At 38.9% G+C, this 25,119-nt stretch carries 21 protein-coding genes and 1 tRNA gene; 10 read left to right on the top strand and 12 right to left on the bottom strand.

Annotation, left to right across the window (positions count from 1 at the left end; translation table 11 throughout):
* Positions 1–340: 340 nt before the first annotated feature.
* The 11 genes from hflX to DAHG_RS01390 form a co-directional block, all read right to left on the bottom strand.
* Entirely contained in the window at positions 341–1,591 is a 1,251-nt protein-coding gene (gene hflX, locus DAHG_RS18410; protein ID WP_022936535.1) for a GTPase HflX, read from the bottom strand.
* On the bottom strand, positions 1,588–2,325 hold the full coding sequence (locus DAHG_RS01435; RefSeq protein WP_022936534.1) for a hypothetical protein: 738 nt from the start codon (positions 2,323–2,325) through the stop codon (positions 1,588–1,590). The genes hflX and DAHG_RS01435 overlap by 4 nt, the downstream gene beginning before the upstream one ends.
* Positions 2,326–2,397: 72 nt before the next feature.
* The gene (locus DAHG_RS01430) at positions 2,398–3,045 is read right to left on the bottom strand and encodes an RpiB/LacA/LacB family sugar-phosphate isomerase (protein WP_022936533.1); all 648 of its coding nucleotides are present in this window, start codon (positions 3,043–3,045) and stop codon (positions 2,398–2,400) included.
* Positions 3,046–3,060: 15 nt separating this feature from the next.
* Positions 3,061–3,585: a GNAT family N-acetyltransferase gene (locus DAHG_RS01425; RefSeq protein WP_022936532.1), complete on the bottom strand. Its 525-nt coding sequence runs from the start codon at positions 3,583–3,585 to the stop codon at positions 3,061–3,063.
* Between the two features lie 149 nt (positions 3,586–3,734).
* Positions 3,735–5,522: an ABC transporter ATP-binding protein gene (locus DAHG_RS18405; protein WP_022936531.1), complete on the bottom strand. Its 1,788-nt coding sequence runs from the start codon at positions 5,520–5,522 to the stop codon at positions 3,735–3,737.
* Positions 5,519–7,312 (bottom strand): ABC transporter ATP-binding protein, encoded by a 1,794-nt coding sequence (locus DAHG_RS01415; RefSeq protein ID WP_022936530.1) that lies wholly within the window; start codon positions 7,310–7,312, stop codon positions 5,519–5,521. Before DAHG_RS01415 ends, DAHG_RS18405 begins: the two co-directional genes overlap by 4 nt.
* A 230-nt stretch (positions 7,313–7,542) precedes the next feature.
* Positions 7,543–8,019 (bottom strand): hypothetical protein, encoded by a 477-nt coding sequence (locus tag DAHG_RS01410; protein ID WP_022936529.1) that lies wholly within the window; start codon positions 8,017–8,019, stop codon positions 7,543–7,545.
* 311 nt (positions 8,020–8,330) lie between these two features.
* On the bottom strand, positions 8,331–11,837 hold the full coding sequence (nifJ, locus tag DAHG_RS01405) for a pyruvate:ferredoxin (flavodoxin) oxidoreductase (RefSeq protein WP_022936528.1): 3,507 nt from the start codon (positions 11,835–11,837) through the stop codon (positions 8,331–8,333).
* 225 nt (positions 11,838–12,062) lie between these two features.
* Complete coding sequence (ppk1, locus tag DAHG_RS01400; protein ID WP_022936527.1) at positions 12,063–14,216, bottom strand: polyphosphate kinase 1; 2,154 nt, start codon at positions 14,214–14,216, stop codon at positions 12,063–12,065.
* Positions 14,197–15,132: a Ppx/GppA phosphatase family protein gene (locus tag DAHG_RS18400; protein ID WP_022936526.1), complete on the bottom strand. Its 936-nt coding sequence runs from the start codon at positions 15,130–15,132 to the stop codon at positions 14,197–14,199. Before DAHG_RS18400 ends, ppk1 begins: the two co-directional genes overlap by 20 nt.
* A 141-nt stretch (positions 15,133–15,273) precedes the next feature.
* Complete coding sequence (locus DAHG_RS01390; protein ID WP_022936525.1) at positions 15,274–16,110, bottom strand: DUF368 domain-containing protein; 837 nt, start codon at positions 16,108–16,110, stop codon at positions 15,274–15,276.
* A 192-nt stretch (positions 16,111–16,302) separates the two neighbouring features.
* On the opposite strand from DAHG_RS01390, the gene DAHG_RS01385 reads away from it, so the two are divergent.
* The 6 genes from DAHG_RS01385 (at position 16,303) to DAHG_RS01355 (ending at position 20,834) form a co-directional block, all read left to right on the top strand.
* Positions 16,303–16,905 carry a DedA family protein gene (locus DAHG_RS01385; protein WP_022936524.1) on the top strand — a complete coding sequence of 201 codons (603 nt, stop codon included), beginning with the start codon at positions 16,303–16,305 and terminating at the stop codon, positions 16,903–16,905.
* A 256-nt stretch (positions 16,906–17,161) separates the two neighbouring features.
* The gene (locus DAHG_RS01380; protein ID WP_022936523.1) at positions 17,162–17,842 is read left to right on the top strand and encodes a response regulator transcription factor; all 681 of its coding nucleotides are present in this window, start codon (positions 17,162–17,164) and stop codon (positions 17,840–17,842) included.
* A 92-nt stretch (positions 17,843–17,934) separates the two neighbouring features.
* Positions 17,935–18,858 carry an ABC transporter ATP-binding protein gene (locus tag DAHG_RS01375; RefSeq protein WP_022936522.1) on the top strand — a complete coding sequence of 308 codons (924 nt, stop codon included), beginning with the start codon at positions 17,935–17,937 and terminating at the stop codon, positions 18,856–18,858.
* Entirely contained in the window at positions 18,851–19,621 is a 771-nt protein-coding gene (locus tag DAHG_RS01370) for an ABC transporter permease (RefSeq protein WP_022936521.1), read from the top strand. The genes DAHG_RS01375 and DAHG_RS01370 overlap by 8 nt, the downstream gene beginning before the upstream one ends.
* 10 nt (positions 19,622–19,631) lie before the next feature.
* A complete protein-coding gene (locus DAHG_RS01365) occupies positions 19,632–20,534 on the top strand; it encodes a sensor histidine kinase (RefSeq protein WP_022936520.1) in 903 nt (300 codons plus the stop codon).
* Between the two features lie 226 nt (positions 20,535–20,760).
* A tRNA-Gln gene (locus DAHG_RS01355) sits at positions 20,761–20,834 on the top strand.
* 51 nt (positions 20,835–20,885) lie between these two features.
* On the opposite strand, the gene DAHG_RS01350 is transcribed toward DAHG_RS01355, so the two are convergent.
* A complete protein-coding gene (locus DAHG_RS01350; protein WP_022936518.1) occupies positions 20,886–21,968 on the bottom strand; it encodes a DUF6933 domain-containing protein in 1,083 nt (360 codons plus the stop codon).
* A 132-nt stretch (positions 21,969–22,100) separates the two neighbouring features.
* Between DAHG_RS01350 and DAHG_RS01345 the strand changes: the two genes are divergently transcribed.
* The 4 genes from DAHG_RS01345 to DAHG_RS01330 are packed head-to-tail and all read left to right on the top strand — an operon-like array spanning position 22,101 to position 25,050.
* On the top strand, positions 22,101–22,820 hold the full coding sequence (locus tag DAHG_RS01345) for a biosynthetic peptidoglycan transglycosylase (protein WP_022936517.1): 720 nt from the start codon (positions 22,101–22,103) through the stop codon (positions 22,818–22,820).
* A 42-nt stretch (positions 22,821–22,862) separates the two neighbouring features.
* A complete protein-coding gene (locus DAHG_RS18395) occupies positions 22,863–23,597 on the top strand; it encodes a DUF975 family protein (RefSeq protein WP_022936516.1) in 735 nt (244 codons plus the stop codon).
* Positions 23,598–23,602: 5 nt separating this feature from the next.
* Positions 23,603–24,319: an SDR family oxidoreductase gene (locus DAHG_RS01335; RefSeq protein WP_022936515.1), complete on the top strand. Its 717-nt coding sequence runs from the start codon at positions 23,603–23,605 to the stop codon at positions 24,317–24,319.
* A 17-nt stretch (positions 24,320–24,336) separates the two neighbouring features.
* Complete coding sequence (locus tag DAHG_RS01330) at positions 24,337–25,050, top strand: LytR/AlgR family response regulator transcription factor (protein ID WP_022936514.1); 714 nt, start codon at positions 24,337–24,339, stop codon at positions 25,048–25,050.
* The last annotated feature ends 69 nt before the right edge of the window (positions 25,051–25,119 follow it).

Here is a 25,119-nt window from a genome sequence, read left to right as displayed (position 1 = left end):
ATCCTCCTTTCTTGGTATAGCCCATTAGTTTTACTTGGTATATACCACCTGTTGACACTCTTATAATAACACAGTATTTTTAAAATGCAAGGGGTTTCATTAAAAAACTTCATTTTTTCTATTTTTCTTTTAAATCACTATAAAATAAGCAATTTATTAACTTTTTATAGACTTTTTTAACATCATATATCTTCTTATTCCTTATATATAATCTTTTTTATGGTATAAACCATTAAAAATACATGGTCTAAACCAACCTATACCACACCTATACCACTATACCAAAGTGCCGCAGGACGCATTTTGTAGACATTTAGCTCATAAATAAGAAAAAGACAGCTTAGCTGCCTTCAATTAAATAGGGCTTCAACAATTCCACAAAACCCGGTACTGTTTCAATCACATAATGAAAACCATCTTCCATCTGCTTACAAGATAATATCGTTAGCTTATTCTGTATCAGGCGAATCATTTCCTGATTGTCATAAGGAATCCGCACGGTTAGCTGACGATGATCTGCATAACAAATTTCATTGATCTTATCCATTAATTCATTCAGTCCCTGCGCCTTAGCAGCACTAATATAGATATGATTATCATAATTTGCTTTAAACTCACAGAGATCGCATTTATTATGAACATAAATAATAGGCTTATCACCAGCTTTTAATTTTTCAAGGGTACTGTCCGTTACCTGCTTTTGTGCCTCACGCTGAGGACTTGACTCATCGATTACATGCAGGATTACATCCGCTTCCACAACTTCTTCAAGCGTTGACTGGAACGCCTTGATTAATTCATGAGGCAGATTGCTTACAAAGCCTACGGTATCAGAGAGTAAAAACTCATGATGCTGCCAATTCAGCGAACGCACTGTCGTATCTAAGGTTGCGAAGACCATATCCTTCACAAATACCTGCTTGTCTTGATCTGATTCACAAAGCTCAAGCAGCGCGTTCATTAACGTTGATTTGCCAGCATTGGTATAACCAGCCAAAGCCGCCATCGGCACACCAGCTTTCTTACGGCGCCGGCGCATCGTATCACGATTATTAACAACGCTGTCCAGCTCACGCCTGCATGCCTGAATCCGTGTTTCCAGCTTACGGCGGTCAAGCTCAAGCTGCTTCTCACCCTCACCTTTATTGCGGGCACCGCCGACACCGCCCTGTCGTGAGAACTCCTGCACCGTGCGAATCAAATAAGGCAGCTGATGCTTCAAGGTTGCCAGTTCTACCTGCAGCCGAGCCTCCTTTGTCCGCGCTCTTGACGCGAAGATCTCCAAAATCAAATCCGTGCGGTCTAAAATGCGGATTTTGAATAAATCCTTTAATGTACGCATCTGTGACGGCGTAATATCACAGCTGATAATTAATGTATCAATCTTTGTTTCATGAATCAGTGTCTGCAGTTCAGCCAGCTTGCCGCTGCCAAATAAGGTAGACGGATGAGCGCTTCGCCTTGGCTGAACCATTGTCTCAATCACCTCATAACCGCAGGCTTCTGCAAGCGAACATGTCTCTTCAAAGCTTTCCTTAAAATCAGTCTGATTTTCAAATTGCAGACCAGCGATTATACAATACTTATTCATTCACTCACCTCGCTCTTAGTTTCTTCACCTTTAACACCCTTATTCTTTAATTCTATTCGCTTCTGTTTGATCCATGCTGTGATGACTGGGAAATTCTGACGCTGAGACATTTTATCAAGCAATGCCAAAGCCTTTCCCTTTTGCCCGGTCTGAATATTAATTTCAACCCAGAGCATATCCTGCAGTGAAGCCGCATGATTGCTGTTCGGTGCGCTCAGCTGACGAATATGCTGCTGAGCAGCATCGTAATTCTTTGTATACAGATCATTCAGTACCTGGATAATTTTAAGAATCGGTTTCCACTGCGCCTCATCAACATGCTTTTCAAGCAGCGGCCAGCTTTCCGCTAATTGTTCACCAAAAGCATGTTCATCCTGCATCCATTTAGCAAACAGCATATTATGATGATAAAGAATCTGAAAATCGAGCGGTAAAACACTTGGTTCCATCTGCTTTAAACAGCTGACCGCTTCCTCAGCCTGAGCATTATTAATATAAGCAGCTACCAGATTCATCTGCATGGTCGTCAGAATTTCGCGATTTTCAGGATAAGCCATCGCCCGCTTTTCCTCACGGATATAGCCTTCCACATCCAAATCAACATTCATCTGTTTCAAGCGTGCCAGTTCATCACTCAGCATCTTCTGCCGACTCTTTTGCTGACGCTGTTTTTTAACTTTCATAACCGCAAATACAACCGCGGCACCAAGTATAATTATCAATATATATTCCATACGTTCACTTCCTTTAGATGTTTACAAGTATATCATGCTTCAGCATCGCATGCAAAGAAGCCAATCAAGATATCATTTTTGATCAGCATCTTTAAGCCAGCTCTTCAGCATTTCTTTAAATTCTGCACTGCCATTTTCCAAAATTGCATCAACTACCAAATGCCGGCTCAGCGCATGAGCCTTCAATTCATCATCCAAAAGCGGCCATAGTGCTGGCAGATCAAGCTTTGATACGGCATATATCTGTTTCAGAATTTCACTGTCACGGCGCTTTCTGGCTGCTGCTTTCGGCGGATAACCAATACCAAAAGGTTCACTAAATAAATTATTCAATGTATTCTGCAGATTAATCTCCCCTGCCCAGCCAAAATTAAGTCCTAATGGATAAGCAATAGCATTGCCGTCATTAATTCTGCCAAACAAATATGCGTCAGATGGATTTTCTACATAACCGCACATCACACCGGGCAGACTGTTGCAGGCAAGCATCATCCCCTGTCCTGATGAACATCCTGTAATTACAAAATCTACCGTTTTACTTACCAGCAGCATGCTGATCAACAAAGCAGTCTCTACATAACTCAATTCAATCTCTTCATCTTCACATACACCAAAATTAATAACCTCATGACCCTGATCCGTCACTGCTTTTACACTGCATTCATATAATAAATTATTTTTCGCTTTTTGAGAGCTTCCCTGAATCACCGCAATCTTCATCGATGCCCGCCTCCTTTAAATCAAAACTAATTCATATAAGATACACCATTCAGGGCCATTATTCCCTATCCGCATATCCGCCTTACCGCATTCCTTAAAGCCATAACGTTCATACAAACGCATGGCTGGTTCATTATCCTCATAAACATCAAGTCTGACCGTTTTCACACCCTGCCACTTTGCCTCTTCAATCGCTTTTTCAACCATCATGGAAGCCAGCCCTTTTCTTAAATAATCAGGATGCACACATAAAGTATGAACCACCAGCATTTCATCCAAAGCTGCCTCTATATGCCAGTTTCCCTCGTTATATCCCGCTTCAGTTACATGATTTAAGATAAAGGAAGCAGCAATCCTATTTCCATCACGCACAACATATAAGGTATTGTTTTCAATACTATTCAGCGCGTCAATTTTTGCCGGATAAACATTACTGATCCATCCCGGATAATTAATTGTTGCTTCCAGATACGTTGTTACCTGATAATAAAAATCACTCATTGCTTCTAAATCACTCATTACTGCCTTTTCAATTAACATACAAAATCCTCGCTTTTCTAAATACTATTATATCCTACCTATTGGGTAAAAGAAAAGGACAGCACACATATAATATGAAAGGAGCAAGACATTGATCATGTATCACTCCTCTTAATATCAAAGATTATCTTTTTAATAATAAACAATATTTAAATAACATCACTTTTTTCATACCATTTAATCTGTGCCTGCCACATAGCTGCATATTTACCCTTTTTCGCAAGCAACTCTTCATGTGTACCTATTTCTGCCAGTTTTCCTTGATCCATGACCACAATGCGATCGGCAAGTCTTACAGAACCTAACCGATGTGTAACAATAATAGAAGATTTATTCTTTACGATTTGTTTAAAATGATTATAAAGACGAGCTTCTTCAATTGGATCAATGGCTGCCGTCGGTTCATCAAGAATAATAAAGGAATGATTTCTATAAAGGCCACGGGCAATTGCTAAACGCTGCCATTGACCCCCGGATAAATCTACGCCATTATATTCTGGAGAAAGCATAGACTGTAAATTTACTTTCTTTTCATTAAATTCTGCTTTTTGAAGCACTTTATTGATTTTGCTATAATCGACTGCTTGCTTTGTATCACTTATTGAAACATTTTCTTCTAATGTCATTTTATAACGTTGATAATTTTGAAAAACACCAGATATACCTGTGTACAAAACATCAGGATGTGTCATCTTACTATCTTGGCCAGCAATAATTACCTTTCCATCATAAGTGCTATAAAGCCCTGTCAAAATACGTACAAGTGTTGACTTACCTGAACCATTTTCACCTACAATTGCGATGGTTTCTCCTTTATTTATTGTGAGACTGACATTATGCAAAGCTGCTTTCGATGAGCCAGGATAAGTAAAACTAACATTCTCTGCCACAATCCCTTTTGTAAAATCAGAATCACCCCCAGCACCCGATACTTCTTCCATATCCATTAAACGATAGAAGTTTACTACTTGAGCAATCGTTTCACTCCCTTGACTCAGACAAGTTGATACGATTTCATCCATGATAGAAAAAATCTGCGATAATGCTGTAAAGACAGAAGCAAAAGCCCCTACGCTTATATCATTTGAAATGGTGAGTTGAAATAAGATTAAAATCGAAACGCCAAGTCCTAAAAAGGTTATAATGCCCAACAGAAATTTTAATATCGCTGCTTTTCGTTCTGTTTTCCACGTATTTTGGGTTAAAGTCTGTAAGCCTTCAATAAATAATTTATGAAAAAATTGAAAACCTCCCAGCATTCTGGTCTCTTTATAAAACTTACGATCTACTATTGTTTTTTTGTAATACTCGCTTTGCCGTCTTAAGGGTAAATTTTCATTCTCTAATTTCACAAATATCCGCATTTGCATTAATTGTCCTAGAATAGCCGGTATAAAAGATACGATCAATACAAATGGCAGAATCGGTGATAATTGAAATAAATAATGTCCTAACGATACAAATAAAACAATATAATAGGTTAAAAGCTGTAAACAAACAGAGGCAAAATGACCAAGACTTTCGTATTCCAAACACTCTTTTGCCCTTTCTGCCTTATCTAAAAACGTTGTATCCTCGAAAGTTTCAGCAGGCAAACGACCTAACTTGCGTTGGAAGTCAGTCATAAATTTTCCCATATTAGAGTATGATATTTTACTGAGCAAATATTGTCCCAACCCGCTTAAAATGTGTTGAGCTGCTATAATAAATGCTAAAGTTAATAAACACCTTACAAGATAACTATAATTATTCTTTGAGCCTATTTCCGTAATAGCATCAAAAAATCTCTGCGTAGCTATAATACCCGCAGTTAATGCTAAGGCACGTAAGACAGCGACGCATTGTTCTGCCGCTCCCCATAATTTTGCTTTTTTAAAATATTGGACACTATTTCGGACAACAATTGATAACACACCATATCTATCTAATTTCATCATTCATACCATTCCCTTTGTGATTCATACATTGCTGCATAAATACCTTTGTTATTCATTAACTGATAATGTGTTCCTTTTTCTGCTACACGGCCTCGATCAATAACTAAAATCTCGTCTGCTAATTTTGTGGAACCTAGTCGATGACTGATAAATATTGTTGTTTTACCTCTCATTAATTGTTCAAATTCTTGATATAATTGATTTTCCGCAATTGGATCTAATGCCGAAGTTGGTTCATCTAATATTTTGACAGGCGCTTGACTTAACAAAGAACGCGCGACAGCAATCTTTTGCCACTGACCTTGTGAAAGATCCAAACTATCATCACCCATTCTGCCAAGAATCGTGTCCATACCTTTAGGCAGATTATTAATAGTATCCTTTAAGCCAAGTTTATTTATAATATCTTGTAATTGTTTCTTATCTGCTTGTCTTATTGAATCACCCAGTGCGATATTATCAGCCATCGAAATTTGATAATGTGAAAAATCTTGATATACAATAGAGAATAGAGCCTTCACAGTTGATATAGGATATGACCTTAACTCTTTTCCATTAATCAGTATCTCACCCTCATACTCATCATATAAACGGGTTAATAATTTAGTAATCGTAGTCTTTCCCGCACCATTTGTACCTACCAATGCATAATGCTTGCCTGATTCTAACGTAAATGATGCATCATATAAGATGTATTCATCACTATTTGGATATTTAAAACACACATTTTTAAACACCAAGCTTTTAAAAAGCAGCGGCTGTTCATCAGGTAAATCAATTGCAGCATCATCACGGTCCATATTTACAAAGGTTGTTAAGTCTACCATATATTCATTACCCTCAGTTATATTTTTAGCCGCATCTTGCAATTGCCAGCCAAGCGTTTCCGCTACACCAAATAAAGCAGCTATAATTCCCATAAACAAGCCGGGGCTTACATCTCCATTAGTAACAGGCCCAATAAGCACAAAAGCAATAATTATAGTGACTAAAACTAATGATATATTTGATGCTTTCATAGTGACAAGCGTTTTTAAGTATACTTTTAACTGTATATCACGGGAAGTCTCAAAATCCTTATAATAACGGTTGGTTATATTGTCAGTGTATCCAAAAAGAGTGCGCTCTTCAACAGCCTCACGATTTGTCAATACTTCATCAGAATAGTAGCTGTATCGCCGTTCATATTTTCGAGTTTCAACCTTAGCTGCATAATTTCGTTTGCCAGCCCAAAAAGATACTGAAATAAGTGGTATACAAAAAAACGCAATTACGATTGCTGCCCACCCTATTTGTATAAGTATTAAACCGCCAATCGAAATAATAGATACAACACATTGAATCACTGCACCATATGCACGGATACCATCATTAAACGTCTCAAGCATTTCATCTTCTACCCGATTGATTAATTCTAAACTATTTGCATCTTCAATATATTTGTAAGCAAGCTTAGCATGTATATCTACAATAGCTGGTGTTACTTCACGTTCTAATGTATATGTGATTCTTGCGTTGATTAATTCTAATATACTTCCCATAACATTTGTGATTCCGATAATGATTATTAGAACCGATAGTGGCATATAAATTGCATTGACAGATTTTTCAGTTTCAAATATACCAATAGCAGTATCTACAAAATTGGCGGTAGCGTATGCCAAAATACCCGTTTCTATAAGTGCTGAAAGAAAAAACAAAAACAGTTGAATTATCATTGTTAAGGGAGCAATTTTAAACGGAAGCTTCAGAATATCAATCCCCTTATAATTTCGAGTTTCTAATCTCATTTTATTTTCCCCTCTTTTAATATCCTAAAGTTGATCCATTTTTAAGCATTTACAATTCATTATGGGACAACAAGTATATCAAATATGCCTGCTTTTTAGGAAAATCCTAAAATTTTGTATTACATCTCTATTATATCCTACCTATTGGGTAAAAGAAAAGGACAGCTTTTCAGCTATCCGTTCATATCGTTCGCTAATATATGATCTAAACCAACGAAATGGAATCATATTTAATTATTTTTGATAAATTCAAAATCATCAAATAATTTACCTTCATATTCTAACAATAATTCACCTTCATAACTATAAAATTTTAGGGTAATTTTAGCTTTCTGAGCCTTTTCTTCTCCCTCTTTCGTATACTTCACATATTTGCAAGTTGATGTTCTCTGCTTTCCTCCTAATTCATTAGAAACTCTATCAAATAATTCAGTACACTTATCCTGATTCAAGCTATCATCCCCTGTTGAATCAAAAGCGTCAAATATATCCGAATAACTTGCCCGAAATTCATGAAAGGTTAAATCCGTCTGAATATCATTCGTTGCTATGCTGACAAGTAAAGCATAAATATCCTCTTGTTCCACACCATCCACTTTCTCAAATAGTATTGTTGGAGTTACTTTTACTTCATCCTGTATATTGGAACAAGCACAAGCTAAAAAAGAAATAACAATGATCGTGTACAAAACAGTTCTTCTAAACATTTGTCATCCTCCTTTGCTAATACTAGACTCTAAGCAATCTTCAATCATATAGATCTATGCTACTATTATTATGTTTTTCAGGGATTCTTAATAGCGATACCTTCCATGACCCATTGTATAATGTAATAACTATTTTATTTACTCTTTTCACGCTATACCCCCTTTTTATTATTATATCTAATCCTGTAATTTAGTACAAGTAACAACCTTTGTAACAGCAAGCATTTAATGATCCATTTTTTACACAAATTCCTATTGTTTTATACCAAAAAAGAAAAGGACAGCTTTTCAGCTATCCTTTAACTTATCAATTAGTCCTTAGCTAATTTAACCAGACGGTTATAACGTCTTTGTGCATCAGCCTTAGTCTTTTCAAACATCGCATGAGCAGTTTCTTCGCCCTTCAGCTTAGGCAGCTGGTTGTAACGAGTTTCTGACAGGATGAATTCAAAGAACTTATCGAAATCAGGTTCCTTAGAATCGATTGTCAATGGCTGTTCCTTGCGTGGGTCGAAACGGTACAGAGTTACATAACCGCATTCAACAGCTTTAGCCTGAGTCTTCTGGTGATTAGACAAGCCGCCCTTAATACCGTGTTCAACACATGGTGCATAAGCGATGATTAAAGATGGTCCGTCATAGCTTTCAGCTTCCTTGATTGCTTTAAGTGTTTGGTTCTTATTAGCACCCATAGAAATCTGAGCTACATAAACATGGCCATAAGCCATTGCAATCTGACCTAAATCCTTCTTAGCAGTTGCTTTACCGCCAGCTGCGAACTTAGCGATAGAAGAAGCCTGAGAAGATTTTGAAGACTGACCGCCAGTATTAGAGTAAACCTCCGTATCAAGAACCAGAACGTTAACGTTCATATCGTTCGCTAATACATGGTCTAAACCGCCGTATCCGATATCATATGCCCAGCCGTCGCCGCCGACGATCCAGATTGATTTAGATACTAAATCACGTTCGTATTCTAATAATTCCTTCACTGCATCAACCTTAGAAGCCTTAAGTGCAGCAACTAAAGCATCTTTAATTGCACGCTGTGCATCACGGTCATTATTTGCTTCAATATATTTATTGAATAATTCTTTTAATTCTGGTTCAACAGCATCCATGTTCTTTTCCATGATTTCAAGGATTCTGCCTTCTTTGTATGTCTGAGCAACAGCCATACCATAACCATATTCAGCATTATCTTCAAATAATGAGTTAGCCCAAGCAACACCATTGCCATCCTTATCATTAACAAATGGCGTTGAAGGTGTAGATGAACAGTAAATCATTGAACATCCAGTCGCATTAGCAACCATCATATCCTTACCGAATAATTGAGAAACCAGCTTGTAGTAAGGTGTTTCACCACAGCCTGGGCAAGCGCCTGAAATTTCAAAGTAAGGCATTGCGAACTGTGAACCCTTAACCGTATCAACCGGGAAGTATTCAGTCTTATATTCAGTACCCTTATACAGATAATCAGCAAGCGGAGCCTGATCAAGCTTAGCATTGATATCAACCATCTTCAATGCCTTGTTGCCGCCCTTACCTGGACATTCAACAACACACAGACCACAGCCTACGCAGTTATCCGGAGAAACCTGGATACGGTATTGCAGATTTTCTACACCCTTACCCATCGCTTTGATTGTCTTGAATTCCATTGGTGCGTTCTTGATTTCTTCTTCAGTCAGCAGGAACGGACGAATTGTAGCATGAGGACATACATATGAACAGAATCCGCATTGGATACAGCTTTCAGGATCCCAAGTAGGTACCTGTACAGCAATTGTACGTTTTTCAAGATAAGAAACATTGTTTCTGATTGAACCATCAAGTAAGTTGAACTTAGTGAATGCAGAAACTGGCAGATCATAGCCTTCAAGACCATTGATTGGAGCCACGTGTTCATCAAAATACTTATCGCCAGTTAATGCGCGGGTTGAATCATAAGTCAAGTCAGCCCATTCAGGTTTAACAGCAATTTCAACTAAACCATCTTTACCTGAATCGATAGCCTTGTAGTTCAGCTGTACGATTTCATCACCCTTCTTAGAGTAAGATTTCTTAGCAGCGCCCTTCATGTATTCAACAGCTTCAGCATATGGCATGATTTGTTCATTCAATGCGAAGAATGCAGATTGCAGAATAGTATTTGTTCTTCTGCCCATGCCGATTTCCTGAGCAATCTTAGTTGCGTCAATAATATAGAACTTAGCATTTTTCTTAGCTAATGTAGCTAACATGCGGTTTGGCAGATGCTCTTCAAGCTCTTCAGCAGTAAATGTAGTATTTAATAAGAAAGTACCGCCTTTTTTCAAATTAGCAGCCATGTCATATTTGAATACATAAGCATCTAATGAGCATGAAATAAAGTCTGCGTTATTGATATAGTAAGTTGAGTGAATTGGTGATTTACCAAAACGTAAGTGAGAACGTGTTACACCGCCGGCTTTCTTAGAGTCATAAGCAAAATAAGCCTGAGCGTATTGATCCGTGTTATCACCGATGATTTTGATAGCATTCTTATTGGCAGAAACTGTACCATCAGAACCTAAACCATAGAATAAGCAAGAAGTATAGTCACCGTCAGTATGGAAATCAGGATCAACTTCTAATGACAGATGGGTAACATCATCAACGATACCGATCGTGAATTCAGATTTAGGTGCTTCTTTAGTTAATTCATCAAATACAGCTTTGATTTGGTTAGGCTGAGTATCTTTAGAACCCATACCATAACGGCCGCCGATGATTGTAAGATTCTTATCTTTTAATGCTTCAACAACATCAAGATACAGTGGATCACGTCCGCCTAATTCTTTTGTACGGTCTAATACAGCTACTTTCTTCACAGATGCAGGTAATACAGCTGTTAAGTATTTAACTGAGAATGGACGATACAGGTGAACCTTGATCATACCTACTTTTTCACCCTTAGCAGTTAATGCATCAATCGTTTCTTTGGCAGTTTCAGTAACTGAACCCATAGCGATGATGATGCGTTCTGCATCAGGTGCGCCATAATATGTAAATGGAGCATATTCACGACCTGTAACCTTAGAAATTTCAGCCATATATTCAGCTACGATATCAGGTATTTTGTTATAGTGCTCATTCTGAGCTTCTCTTCCCTGGAAGAAGATATCATCATTTTCAGCACCGCCGCGAGTTACCGGATTTGTATGCGGATTTAATGCTCTTGCGCGGAATTCTTCAAGCGCTTTGCGGTCTAATAAACGATCAAATACTTCATAATCCATTACTTCTACTTTCTGAATTTCATGAGAAGTACGGAAACCATCAAAGAAATGGATAAAAGGTACATGGCCCTTGATTGCTGACAAGTGAGCAACACCAGCCAGATCCATTGCTTCCTGTACAGAGTGAGATGCGATCATGCATACGCCAGTCTGACGGCATGCATAGATATCTTCATGATCACCAAAGATGTTTAATGCGCGGCTTGCGATAGCACGAGCTGCAACATGGATAACACCCGGCAGACATTCACCAACCATCTTGTAGATGTTTGGAACCATTAATAATAAACCTTGTGAAGCTGTGAAAGTCGTCGCCAATGTACCGCCCTGTAAAGCACCGTGTACTGCACCGGCTGCGCCGCCTTCAGACTGCATTTCTGTAACTTTTACAATTGAGTCCAGAATATTTCTACGCCCCTGTGATGCCCAAGCATCAACAACTTCAGCCATTGGTGAAGATGGGGTTATCGGATAGATTCCAGCTACTTCAGTAAACGCATAGGCGCAATGAGCCGCAGCAGTATTACCATCCATTGACATGAATTTCTTAGTCATAAATTTCCTCCTTGTTAATTTCTATTTCATTATAGAACTTTTATTCGCATTTTGAAAGGTTTTTGAACGACTTTATCGGTTTTTTTTACTTAATAATTCATAAAAATTCACAAATGATTTAGTGTTGAAAAATGTCGTCATTGTTTCTGAAACAAATTAAACTTTTGAAAAGGAATTCATTAACATTCATAAGTTTCAGTTGATAAGAATAAGGAAAAAGCAGACCTAAGCCTGCTTCAGAAAGTGTTTGATCATTTCCATAAATTTATTCTTTTTCGCATGATCCTGTGCGATTTCAAGTTTTTCCGGTGCCCGTTCAACAGCCAGTTCCATCATTCGCTGCTGAGAATCCAGCCGCTGTGCGCCTTCCGCCACTACCTTTTTCTTCAAATCACCATTTTGATCAACGACGCGTGCCTTCACATTATCCTGCAGCTGCAGATTGAGATATTCCCATATCTGCCGTTTCAGTCTGACATCCTTGATCGGCGCGGCAATCTCCACTCGTTTTTCAGTATTGCGGGTCATCATATCGGCACTGGCGATATATACCTGCGCGTCATCACCCTCACCAAACGCATAAATGCGGCTGTGTTCCAAATACCGGCCGACGATGCTGGTAACGAGGATATTCTCAGTCTTCTTAGCAATGTTTGGCAGGATACAGCAGATGCCGCGGATAATCAGCCGAATCTTCACTCCCGCCGCTGATGCCTGAGCGAATTTATCGATGATTTCACGGTCGGTTAATGAATTAAACTTCATCGTAATCATACCGGGCTGCCCCATTTGAACTTTCATGATTTCCAAGTCGATTTTTTCTAATATCTGATTTTTTAACCCATTAGGAGCGACCAGCAATTCTTCATAATTGCCATTGAGATCTGACATTGCCATGTTATTGAAGAAATGCAATGCATCCCGGCCTATCCGCTCATCAGCCGTAATCAATGAGAAATCAGTATACATCTTAGCGGTATTCTCATTATAATTGCCGGTGCCAATCTGCGTAATTGTCTGCAAAGAGCCCTCACTCATGCGGGTAATACAGGTAATCTTAGAATGTACCTTATAATCCTCAAAGCCATACATCACACGGCAGCCGCTTTCTTCAAGACTCTCTGCCCAGTTAATATTATTTTCCTCATCAAAACGTGCCCGCAGCTCCATCAAAACACTGACTTCCTTGCCATTTTCGGCAGCATCACAAAGATATTTAATCAGCTTCGCCTTTTTAGCCAGCCGATAAATCGTAATTTTAATTGAAACCACACACGAATCATTGGCCGCTTCCTTAATCATACGGATATAATCATCCATGGATTCATAAGGGTAAGAAAGCAGCAGATCATGATCCAGCACCTGTTCAATCATCGGCCGGTTCGGATCAACATTCTGTGAAATCTGCGGCGTAAAAGGCGCATAATATAATTCATCAGGCAGCGCTGCGGCAAACAGATCCTTAAAGCTAAATACATAGGAACAATCTAATGGCGCCTTGCATTTGAATACTTTCTCTTTTGTTAAATGCAGCTTGTCCATTAAAAAATCAAGCAGCTGCTGATTAATATCATTCTGTACTTCAAGCCGTACCGGCGCCAGCCTTGTCCTTTTCTTTAAGATTTTCTTCATATAGAGACTGAAATCTTCATCCGCGTCAAAGCCTGATCCATCAATCACTAAATCAGCATTGCGGGTAACCGAGATTACCGTTTTGCCCAGCACGGTGTATTGTTTAAATATCTTAGCGGCATATTCCGCAATCACCTTTTCCAATAAGCAATAACGGCTGCCCTCCTGCGGCAGCAGCAAGATTCGGTTTACCGTTGTCGGCACGGGAATGATGCCATAGGTTGTTGTATTGGTAAGCTTATCTTTCAGCAGTACCGCCACATAAAGCAGCTTATTGATCAAATGCGGAAAAGGATGGTGGGGATCAATAATCTGCGGTGAGAGTACAGGTTCGATATAAGTGTTGAAATAATGATCGACAAACTTCTTTTCCGCCTTATCCAATTCTTTTAGATTAAGCCGCTGAATGCCGTATTGCTTCAGCCCTTCCTCCGCTTTAACAAAAGCCTTATCCCGGCGATGCAGCAAGCCCGCGCTGGCGGCATAAATAGCGGCAAGCTCTTCATTTGGCAGCATATTCTTTTTATTTTCTGTATGCTTATCTTTCAGCATCGACAGATCGGTAATACTGCCGACACGAATCATGAAAAATTCATCAAGATTACTGGTCGCAATCGAGATAAACTTCATGCGTTCCATTAACGGGACACATTCATCCTCAGCCTCTTCCAGCACCCGCTGATTAAATTTCAGCCAAGATAATTCCCGATTCTGTGTGTAGCTGCTGTCATAGACAATCTGGCTCATACCCGCATCCCTCATTTTTCATTACCTTATGATATAAATAGCCTTCTCTGACACCGCTTGTCGAAACAATAACACTTTCAATGCCAAAGTTTTTTAATACCGTATATAAAACGACCATGCCGGGAATCAATGTATGAATGCGGTCAGGCGCAATCTGCAGAATCTTCTGTACGGTTGATTTACCATTATCCTTAAGCAGCTGCAGCATTTTCTTCACCTGCGCGGTTTCAAACTGACGGTTATTTTTCGGATAGCCGAAAATATCATTATATAAGGCTAATACCGCACGGGCTGTACCTCCGACACCAATTGCCTTTTGATAACGCTTCTTCGCAATTGCTGAGGTTTTGCTGCGTTCAAGATTCAAAATCACTTCATTACGGATTTCTGCCTTTTCACCCTTACCCGGCAGAATTTTCTTCACAAAGCGGTTGTATGTATTTAAAGAACCGATCGGCATACTGAAGGATTCAAGCATCTCACCGTCCTGAAAAGATACCAGCTCTGTCGAACCGCCGCCGATATCGATTAATACACCCTCATCAAGATCAGTGAATAAAGTAGCACCGATAAAATCGAGCTTGGCTTCCTCTAAACCGCTGATTAAATCTACAAAAATACCAGTTCGGCGTTCAATTTCTTCCAGCACTTCATTCTTATTGGAAATCAATCGCAGAGATGCCGTTGAAAAGCAGTGACAGTCTGTAATCTCAAAATTATTCAGCAGTTCCCGATAAGCATTTAAAATTTCACAGATCTTATCGATCCCCTTATTAGATAACGCGCCGTCTTTAATATATGAAATAATGCCCGCCATCGTTTTTTTATTCGTCAGCAAACGGAACTTGCCATCCTCACATTTATAAATAGATAATCGAATCGTATTACTTCCTAAATCAATGATACCTGTAATCATAAGTGTTTCCTCCCTATTTATTCTATCAGACCTGCTGATAAAATATGTTAATTCTCTGTTAAGTTTAGTATACACCAAAATATTGAATAACGCTGTTTAAAGCAAGAAAAAACCATCTGGTTACCCAGATGGCGCATTCAATTATACAAAGCGTTCAATCAGCCACACGATACAGCCGCCAAACAGACAGGCAAAACATGAAGAGAGAATCAGCGGCAGATCATAGGCTGCCTCCAATGGAATCAATATGAGTGTTGATGCGATAATCAGACCCAGCAGCAATGAAATCGTTGTGGAATGATATTTTTCAAGCAGAAACTTGGTTGCTTTAGCAGACAGAATGATACCCAATAAGACACCCAATCCAATAAATGCCAAGGGTACTAATACAATCAGCTGAAAAGATAACACATTGGCTAAGAGTGATTTAAACAGATAATATTCGCCAATTATCAGCAGAACCATTGAACCGCTGATTCCCGGCAGCAGCATCGCCGCACCGCTGATCATACCGATGAGTATCAGCTTCAGGCAGTAGAAAACTGACAATGCCGGAAATTCAGGATTTATTTCGGCAGCAGCATCCGGTGCTAAAAACTTAATAAGGAATATAATAGCCATACCGATGACTAACGGCAGCCATTGTACCTTTTCATTCTTGCTTTCACTTTTCCAGAAAACAGGAATACTGAAACCAACCAGGCCGACAAACCAAAACATTGTCTGAACTTGAAAATAGTCAAATAGAAAGGAAATGACCTTCGCAAAACCAACCAGGCCGATAGCAGCGCCGATCAGCACCTGAAGCAGAAACAGAATATCTGCCTTGCGGTCAGGATTATGCACCTTAAAGACGCCGCTGATGGCGGACATCATATGATCAAAGATGCCTAAGATAACCATCATCGTGCCGCCGCTGACACCGGGAATTACATTTGCTATACCTACGGCGATACCGCCGATTATATTTTTTATCATACTGTTCCTCCAGACATTCAATTACCGAATTCTCTAACTATGATAACGAACTGATAATCAAATTGCAATTCGATTTATGAGAGAATTGTTAAATTTCGGTTAAAAAACGTTTTTTTCATTCAACATGTGTTAGACTAATCAGCAAATCCCAGCATATATTATCTATATCTTTGTATTGATAGGAGTGATCGTATGGAAATCTGGATTCAACAGTTCATGAGTCAATTTGGCAATCTCGGTGTTTTTCTGCTGATCTTTATTGAAAATGTTTTTCCGCCTATTCCCTCAGAGCTGATTCTGACCTTCGGCGGCTTTATGACTGCCTCAACATCAATGAGCGTAGCTTCTGTGATAATTTTTGCGACCTTAGGCTCCCTTTTGGGTGCGCTGCTGCTTTATGCATTGGGATATCTTTTAGGCAGTGAACGGCTTAAGCCTTTGCTTGATCAATATGGCAGCATCATTCATTTAAGCTATGAGGATGTGCAGAAAGCATTAAAATGGTATTCCCGCTATGAAGGCAAAACCGTTTTTTTCTGCCGTATGGTTCCATTAATTCGCTCTTTGATCTCCATTCCCGCCGGCATGGCTAAGATGTCAATATCCGCATTTATCTTGTTAACTACGCTGGGCAGTCTGATCTGGAATTCAGTTTTAGTCTTTGCCGGAGCGATGCTTGGTGAACATTGGACCGATATCTTAACGATCATGGATACTTATTCTTGGATCACCTATGGACTGCTTTTTGTCGGACTATTGGCGGTAATTATCCGCTGGATACGAAAAAAAGATTAAAGAGTGCAGTTGAAAAAATTCCTTCAAATAATTCAGCAGCTCACAATGAGCTACTCTTACTTATCATTGTATAATTTGATTAAAGGAAATATAATGAAATAAAATACTATGTCTGGCTATTCAATCGAAATAGAACTTTAAGAATGAGGATTTACTTTTTATATAAGTTACTGGATACAGCCCACCGACATTGTGAATTGCACATGCGGCACAGTCAATGTAGATTTTTAAAACAACCGGAAGAAGGTAACACAAGATGAGCAAGCGAATTTTAGTCATTGAAGATAATACAGATATTAATACGATGTTAATAAATGCCCTGTCTAATGCTGACTATCAGGCACATGCCGCTTATACCGGCATCGATGGATTGAATAAACTGCAGCATACCCAATATGACTTGATTCTGCTTGATATAATGCTTCCTGACAAAAACGGTGATGAGCTTTTAAAAGAACTAAGGACTTTTTCAACATGTCCGGTCATCATCATATCCGCAAAAGATGCGGTCAGCATAAAAATCGACTTGCTTAAATTAGGGGCAGATGATTATGTAACGAAACCCTTTGATCTTGATGAATTAATCGCAAGGGTGGAAACAAACATCCGCCGTTCTCAAAATACATATGATGTCCGTTTGCTAAAGTATAAAGATCTGACGCTTAATACTGAAACAAAGCGTACAGCAATTAATGAGATTGAAATAGATTTGACTGCTAAAGAATATTCAATCTTAGAATTACTTTTAACACATAACGGCAAAGTGTTCACAAAAGCAAATTTATATGAATCTATTTGGGGTGAAGATTATCTTGGTGATGATAATGCTGTCAAAGCACACATCAGCAATATTCGCAGCAAGCTTAAATCGGCAAATCCTCATGAGGAATATATTGAAACCGTTTGGGGCTTAGGATATCGGTTATATAAAGGCTGATTGATAATTATTTATACTTTCTTAAAATCTTAACCTTTTCTAAACCATTATCCTTTATTCTGTACCCATACAGAAAACAAGGAGGCCGTTGAATGGATGAATATGTTTTAAAAACTAGATCACTGACAAAAACCTACCGCAATACTGTTGCCTTGGATAATGTAACTATCACATTGAAGCCCGGCAGGATTTATGGACTCATCGGGCATAATGGGGCGGGAAAAACAACCTTTATGCGCCTTATCGCTGGCTTGACCTTTCCAACCAGCGGCGAAATAAATTTGTTTGGCTATACACAAGCCAAACATTTGCAGCATGCTCGGCAAAGAATCGGTTTTATGATAGAAGCACCTGCAATTAATACATCAATGAGTGCAAAAGAAAATGTACATCTGCATCGCATCATAAAAGGAATACCCAATGAGGAATTAGAACAGGAATTGCTTGCATTAGTCGGTCTGCAAAATACCGGCAAGAAAAAAGCCCGAAACTTTTCTTTAGGCATGAAACAGCGATTAGGTATCGCTCTTTCATTGATTGGAAGCCCGGAGCTATTGATTTTAGATGAGCCGATCAATGGACTTGATCCAGTCGGCATCGTAGATATGCGCAATCTCTTACAAACCCTATGCGCTGAGAAAAACATCACTATATTGCTGTCCAGTCATAATCTGTCACAGCTTTATCAAGTCGCTACCGATTATATCATCATCGATCACGGCAAAATTATTGAAACGATCACCCTGTCAGAGCTTGAGGAACAATGCAAACAGTATGTGCTGTTACGCACCAATCAGCCAGAATTATTGGTCAGCACATTGGAAAAAGAATTACATACTCAAAATTATCTTGTAATGCCGGATAAATCTATACGTTTATTTGATTTTACAGATCGTATGGAGACGCTTGCCGCGTTATTTCAACGTAAAAATATTCTTATTACTAACTTATCGATTGAGGGTAATACATTAGAAAACTATTATATAGATTTAATGGAAAGGAGCAGAAATGTTTAATCTAATTCGATGCGAAATGATAAAACTAAGCAAATCGCTGCCAATCAAAATCATGTTCTTGCTGATGGCTGCACTTTCCATTGTATCTTCTATTTCAAGTTTTAACTATGTTGGCTCTGAACATGCCGAAGAATTAGAAATTGCCTTAACAGGCTTTGATGCTTTTTTTTCATCATTGCGTGACATGCCGACAATTACAGTAATCGGCATTCTTATAGTCGGCATATTGATATGCAATGATTTTGAAAATCGTACAATTCAAACTGAAATTGCAGCTGGACATAGCCGAACTGCCATCATGTTCAGCAAAATCTTCGCCTTTGGGATTGCCTATTGCTTAGTATTTTTGCCATATCCATTAGGACGCGCTGTTTTTCAAGGAATCTTTATACAATTTGGTACATCCATAACAGCAGATGTGATCTTCAAAATGCTTGTGGTATTTTTAACAATCATACTTAACGCGATGGCGATCAATGGCTTGACACTCTTTTTAGCATTTATTGTGCGAAAACCAATGATTGTTATGGGTGTAAGTTTTGTACTGATTGTGCTTGGCGGCAATGCACTGATGTCAATTGGTGCTGCCAATTATGAAATAGGCCGCTTGCTCGCGAAAACACCACTGGGAGCATTTAAGGAACTGGCCCTGTGCGAATATGCTTCTATAAATTTATTACAATCGGCTTTCGTCAGTGTACTATGTATTATTGCCGTAATTGCAGTGACACATATTTTCTTCCGAAAAGCCGAATTAAAATGAGTGTGCTGCGATGAATAGCCTTATTGTATTTCTGGTATTACTGCTGCTGATATCATTGCTGTATGTATTTATACTTTCCAAACAAATACGCAGAATACAGCGGCAGCTAGCCGAGCGCCGGGATAGAAACACAAATCAGCCGATTTCTTTAGAATTATTAAATACTGAATTATCCTTGCTGGCAGCGAATATTAATCAGTGTTTAGAAATAGGTCAGCAAGCTGTATCAAACAGTATCCAAAAGGAAAACACACTTAGAGAAACAATTGCAAGTATCTCTCATGATTTACGCACACCGCTCACCGCGATCAAGGGGTATCTGCAATTGCTTGAACAGGATAATCTGACGGACGGGCAGATGGAAAAACTTGTAATCATCAAAAAACACGTTGATGAAATGGCATTGCTTACAGAACACTTTTGGGAATATTCCTATTTTTCATTATGCCAACAAGATATACCTCTGAAACGAATAAATCTGGCAAACTTAACGGCTGAAAATCTGGCAAATTATGTTTCACAATTAGAAAATAAGGGTTTATCCGTAACATATAAACACGATAAGTCTCTATTTGTACGTGCTGATGAGAACTATACGACAAGAATTTTACAGAATCTGATACAAAATTGTATTACTCATTCTGTGGGCGATATCGAAATAGAATTAAAAAATATTGGGAATGTTGTAATACTGTCAGTTAAAAACCCTGTGCAAAAAGATATTGACTTGAATGTGCAGCATATCTTTGACAGATTCTATACCGCTGATAAGTCGCGGGGAAAAGCTTCTGGTTTGGGCTTAACGGTTGTGAATCTGCTGATTACGAAAATGGGTGGCCGAGCGATTGCCAGTCTTGAAAATGCAATGCTGGAAATACAAATTGAATTTCTAAAGTGGATGGATGATAAATAAAAATTATGGCATCCTATCTAGTGTGCCTTTGGATAATCCAGGAGCTCAAGGAATGAATTTCCCTCAACATCAGGAATCATTTTGATCTCGTTCCTTAAGGTGAAAAACTTTTAAAATTTCATCTTGCATTTTTATTTGAAATCTTATATACTATTAGCAGGGATTTTGTGTGCTCATTATCCCAAGCAGAAAATGATGAATCATTCATTGTTTTCACCCCATCTTTAGGAGGATGGTCAAGTGGTAAGACGACAGATTCTGGCTCTGTAATCGAGGGTTCGATCCCTTCTCCTCCTGCCAATTAAAAAATACGAACAAGTTCAGCAGAGCTTGTTCTTTTTTATAATTCATTTAATGATGATCATGATTCGACCGGCATGCCTGCGGCCATTTATTCAACAGTTGGTTCAGCCGTTCATCACTGCAGGCTTTCTCATAGCGGTCACCAAAATTACCGGCCATTAACTGACGGCGTCTTTTGCTTTTGGGATTGCTGATGATTTTCAGATACTCAAGATAGCTTTTTTCAGTACGGACATTTAAAGGCGGCCGGATGCCTTCACGTTCTATTAAATATGGACCTGAACGATGGCCCTCTTCAATGATTCCCTCTAACACAATAGTATGCCGCCATGTATTTTGATAAACACAGTCTTTACAGCTCTCAATCAGCGCTGACAGACATCGGTGTGTATCCCCGTTTTCACTAGCGATCACACTGCCATCCTGCAGCCGCTGCTCATCTACCTGAAATTCATACTTCATCGCTGACGGCCACTGAAACAAGATTTTGATGACCTCATGAAGCTGATGAAAGGTAAAATGAGCCGGAATGGTAAAGCGGCGCATCACGGTGGTCTGGTTTAAATCAAGGCTGACACGAAGCTGATAAGTACGCGTATTAATTAGATTTGTCTGGTTTAAATCATAGACTCTGTTTAATTGCCGAAGCATTCGCTTATAAGGCATGTCAATCACTTTGCCATAGGTCTGCGGCTGATGGGAGAGCAGCACTGATAATCTCGGCTGACAAACCATATTAGGTTCAAAGCATTTACAATAATGATTACGAATATCCTGACATAACGCATTGAGTTTAGAAACCAAGCTCATGCCGCTGCATGCCGCATAGCTGATTTTACCCTCGATATATCGTTCAACGATTTGTAAATCAATTCCCTCTTCCAGCAAGGCGGCCTTGATTGCCGTTAAAAAGAGCTGTTTCGGGTGCCGCATATCAGCATCTGACGGTCGATAAATTAATACTGGATAACGGGTAACATTATTCATTAAAACAAAAATACGGCGGCGGTCAATGGTAATCATATGAACGTGCCATGCATAAAAATCAATTTCATGTCCCTGATGGTGCTCAAGATCACCATCATTGATTTTCAGTTTATTCTGCATTGTCTTTGTACATTGTAGAAGCATCGCCGATCCTTTCCGCAGCCAATAACGTCTAAATAGCGGCTGCCGGTATAAAATATAGTATAAAACAAACAACGCCGCTTTTCAATTTCACACAAAAATGATATAGTAAATCACGTTCTTAGGAGGTAAGCCATGAAAAAGCATCTCAAACGCTGTATAACCTGTCTGCTGCTGACCGCATTGCTCTTTTTATCAGCGACTTTTTGTGTTGGTTATCGCCGTTATGTGTCAATTCGCAGTAATGAATCCATGACGCTTACCATCCAAGCTATACAGGATGACGCCTCCTATACACCGCTTAATGCAATCAGCAAAGATTTTATCAATGCGATTCTGGCTGTTGAAGACCCGCATTTTTACACTCATAAAGGCATTCGTATCGCTAAAATAGTTGAGGCCGTAATTACCGATATAATCCATCTGAATTATGTCATGGGCGGCTCTACAATAACCCAACAGCTGGCTAAAAACCTATTTCTTGATCAGGATAAGAATTTATCTCGAAAAGTAGCAGAATTGTTCTTTGCACGCGATCTGGAGAGCGCATTGACCAAGGATGAAATTCTGACGCTTTATTTGAATATCATTTATTTCGGAGACGGCTATTATGGCATTCAAAACGCGGCGCAGGGCTATTTTCATAAAAACGCCGATGAATTAACACTAGATGAGGCAACATTGCTGGCCGGTCTTCCGCAAGCTCCGGCAGTGCTGCAGCTGTCTGATGGTTATGAGGCCGCCAGAAAGCGTCAGCTTGAGGTTCTTGACGCAATGCTTAAGCAAGCATTAATCACTCAGGAACAGGCCGATATAATCAGGTATCAGAGTGACACTTCTGAAATAAACACTTAAAATAGTTGCTTGATTAGCGTATAATAATAGTGAGGTGATTTTATGTGGACACGTTCCGAATTAAAAGCACGCGCCAAAGCTTCAATTAAAGCGAATTACTGGCAGTGCCTGCTCGTTTGTATCGTCATCGCGGTACTGGCCGGCAATTTCATATCCGTCGAATATAACCTCGATTATCAGGAATTCACATTGAATTTAGGTTCAATGACTTCCTACTATAATCGGCCCCTGCTTTTTCTTTCTTTATTCTCAGCTTCTTTGCTGGGAATCCTTGGCATTATTTACAGCATTTTTATTATTAATCCATTAAATGTTGGTAAGGCCCGTTACTTCTTGGAAAACCGTGAAGAGCCTTCATCCATGGAAGCCCTGCTGTTTACATTCAGACAAAAGGATTACTTCAACATTGTGGCGATTATGTTTATATGCAATCTGTATATCTTCCTATGGACCCTGCTGTTTATTGTACCGGGTATTATTAAAAGCATTGAGTACAGTCAAATTTCATATATTCTTGCTGAAAATCCAGGACTTAATTCCCATCGGGTATTTCAAATGACACGGGAAATGACAATGGGTAATAAATGGGATATTTTCGTATTATACTTATCTTTCATTGGCTGGATGATTCTGTCTTCCTTCACCTGCGGCATTGTCGGTGTTGCTGTTATGCCTTATATGGAAGCTACCTATGCTGAGCTATATATTACCCTGCGTGATGAATACATTGATGCCGGATATGCCGGTTTTGATGAATTCCCAGGCTTTTACAGGTAACGCTTATGATCAGCAATCAATCTAAGGTCTTGATTACCGGTGCCAGTGATGGTCTTGGTAAAGCATTGACGCTGGCGATTGCCAGCAAATATAGCTGCTCATTAGCAATCTGCGGCAGAAATGAAGCTAAGCTAAAGGAAACTGTACGCGCAGTCCATACCGTAAACCCATGTGTCAAGGTATTTGCGGCATGCTTCGATGTTACTGATGATGAATGCTGTTATGCCTTCATCCGCAACGCTCAGGAAGCGCTTGGTGATATTGATATACTAATTAATAATGCCGGTGCAAATATAAAAAAAGATTTAGTAGAAAATATTGATTTGAATGATTTAAGATATATGCTTAATCTGAACTGTGTATCACCGCTGATCTTTATTCAAGGTGTACTTCCCCATATGAAGGAAGTCGGTGATGGGCATATCATAAATATTCTTTCTTCAGTATGCAAGCATTCCATTGAAAACAGCGGCGCTTATTCTGCCAGTAAACACGCGATGGATATCCTGCATCAGATCTTATTAAAAGAAGTCCGAGAAAGTCATATCAAGGTTACTGGTATATATCCCGGTGGAATTAACACAAATTTCCGTACAAATGTCCGTGAAGATTACATGCATCCTAAAACAGTTGCCAACGCTATCCTTGCCGTATTAGAATGTGAGGATGATGCGGTTGTTCATGAACTTGTGCTGCGGCCTTTTGTTGAAAACAATTTTTAATTTTTAGGAGGCTCAACATGTTAAGATTTTCAATATGTGACAGCAATAAAGAAAATTTAGAAACACTCTATACAATGTTATTCGATGCTCTCACAGCTAATAAAACACCCTTTCTAATTACCAAATATGATAACTACAAAGAGGCGCTGAATCATTGTGACAACCATGTTGTCTATGATATTATCTTTATCGCCGTTGACGGCGAGGACAGTGAAGGAATGAAGCTGGCACGTTATATTCGCACCTATGACAGTCATTGCAAGATTGTGATAACTTCAGCGGTTAAGGACTATGCCTATGCTTCTTATGGAATACGTGCCTTTAATTATATTCTTCAGCCGTATAATGCGCAAGAAGTTAAAGCGCTGGCTGATGAATTATGTCATATTTTCCAAAAAATAGATGCCCGCTACATCACACTGAATTCTAAGTTTGGTTATTATCGAATCAAACACAAGGATATTGTCTATGTAGAAAGCTTAAAACGGCAGGTATTCTTCCACTGCAAGGATGGCAGTGTCATATCAATTAATGATAAGCTGGATAATATCGAGAAGCAATTAGATGATCGAAGATTTCTGCGATGTCATAAAAGCTATTTAGTCAGTATGAATTATATTAATAAGCTGGAAAATCGGCATTTTACTTTAATCAGTAATATCACGATACCGATTCCAAAAGAATCTTTAAATAATATTAAAAAGCAATATGCTGATTATATTGAGAATTAAAAATTTTGAATTACTGAGAATGACAATCAAGGGATGTCATTCTTTTTTTATACAAGTAAAATAAAATCC

Origin of the sequence: Dielma fastidiosa (assembly GCF_000313565.1) — a bacterium.
GTDB classification, from domain to species: Bacteria; Bacillota_I; Bacilli_A; order Erysipelotrichales; family Erysipelotrichaceae; genus Dielma; species Dielma fastidiosa.
Note: the sequence above shows the minus strand (reverse complement) of the source record. Positions and strands in the feature narration are given on the sequence as shown.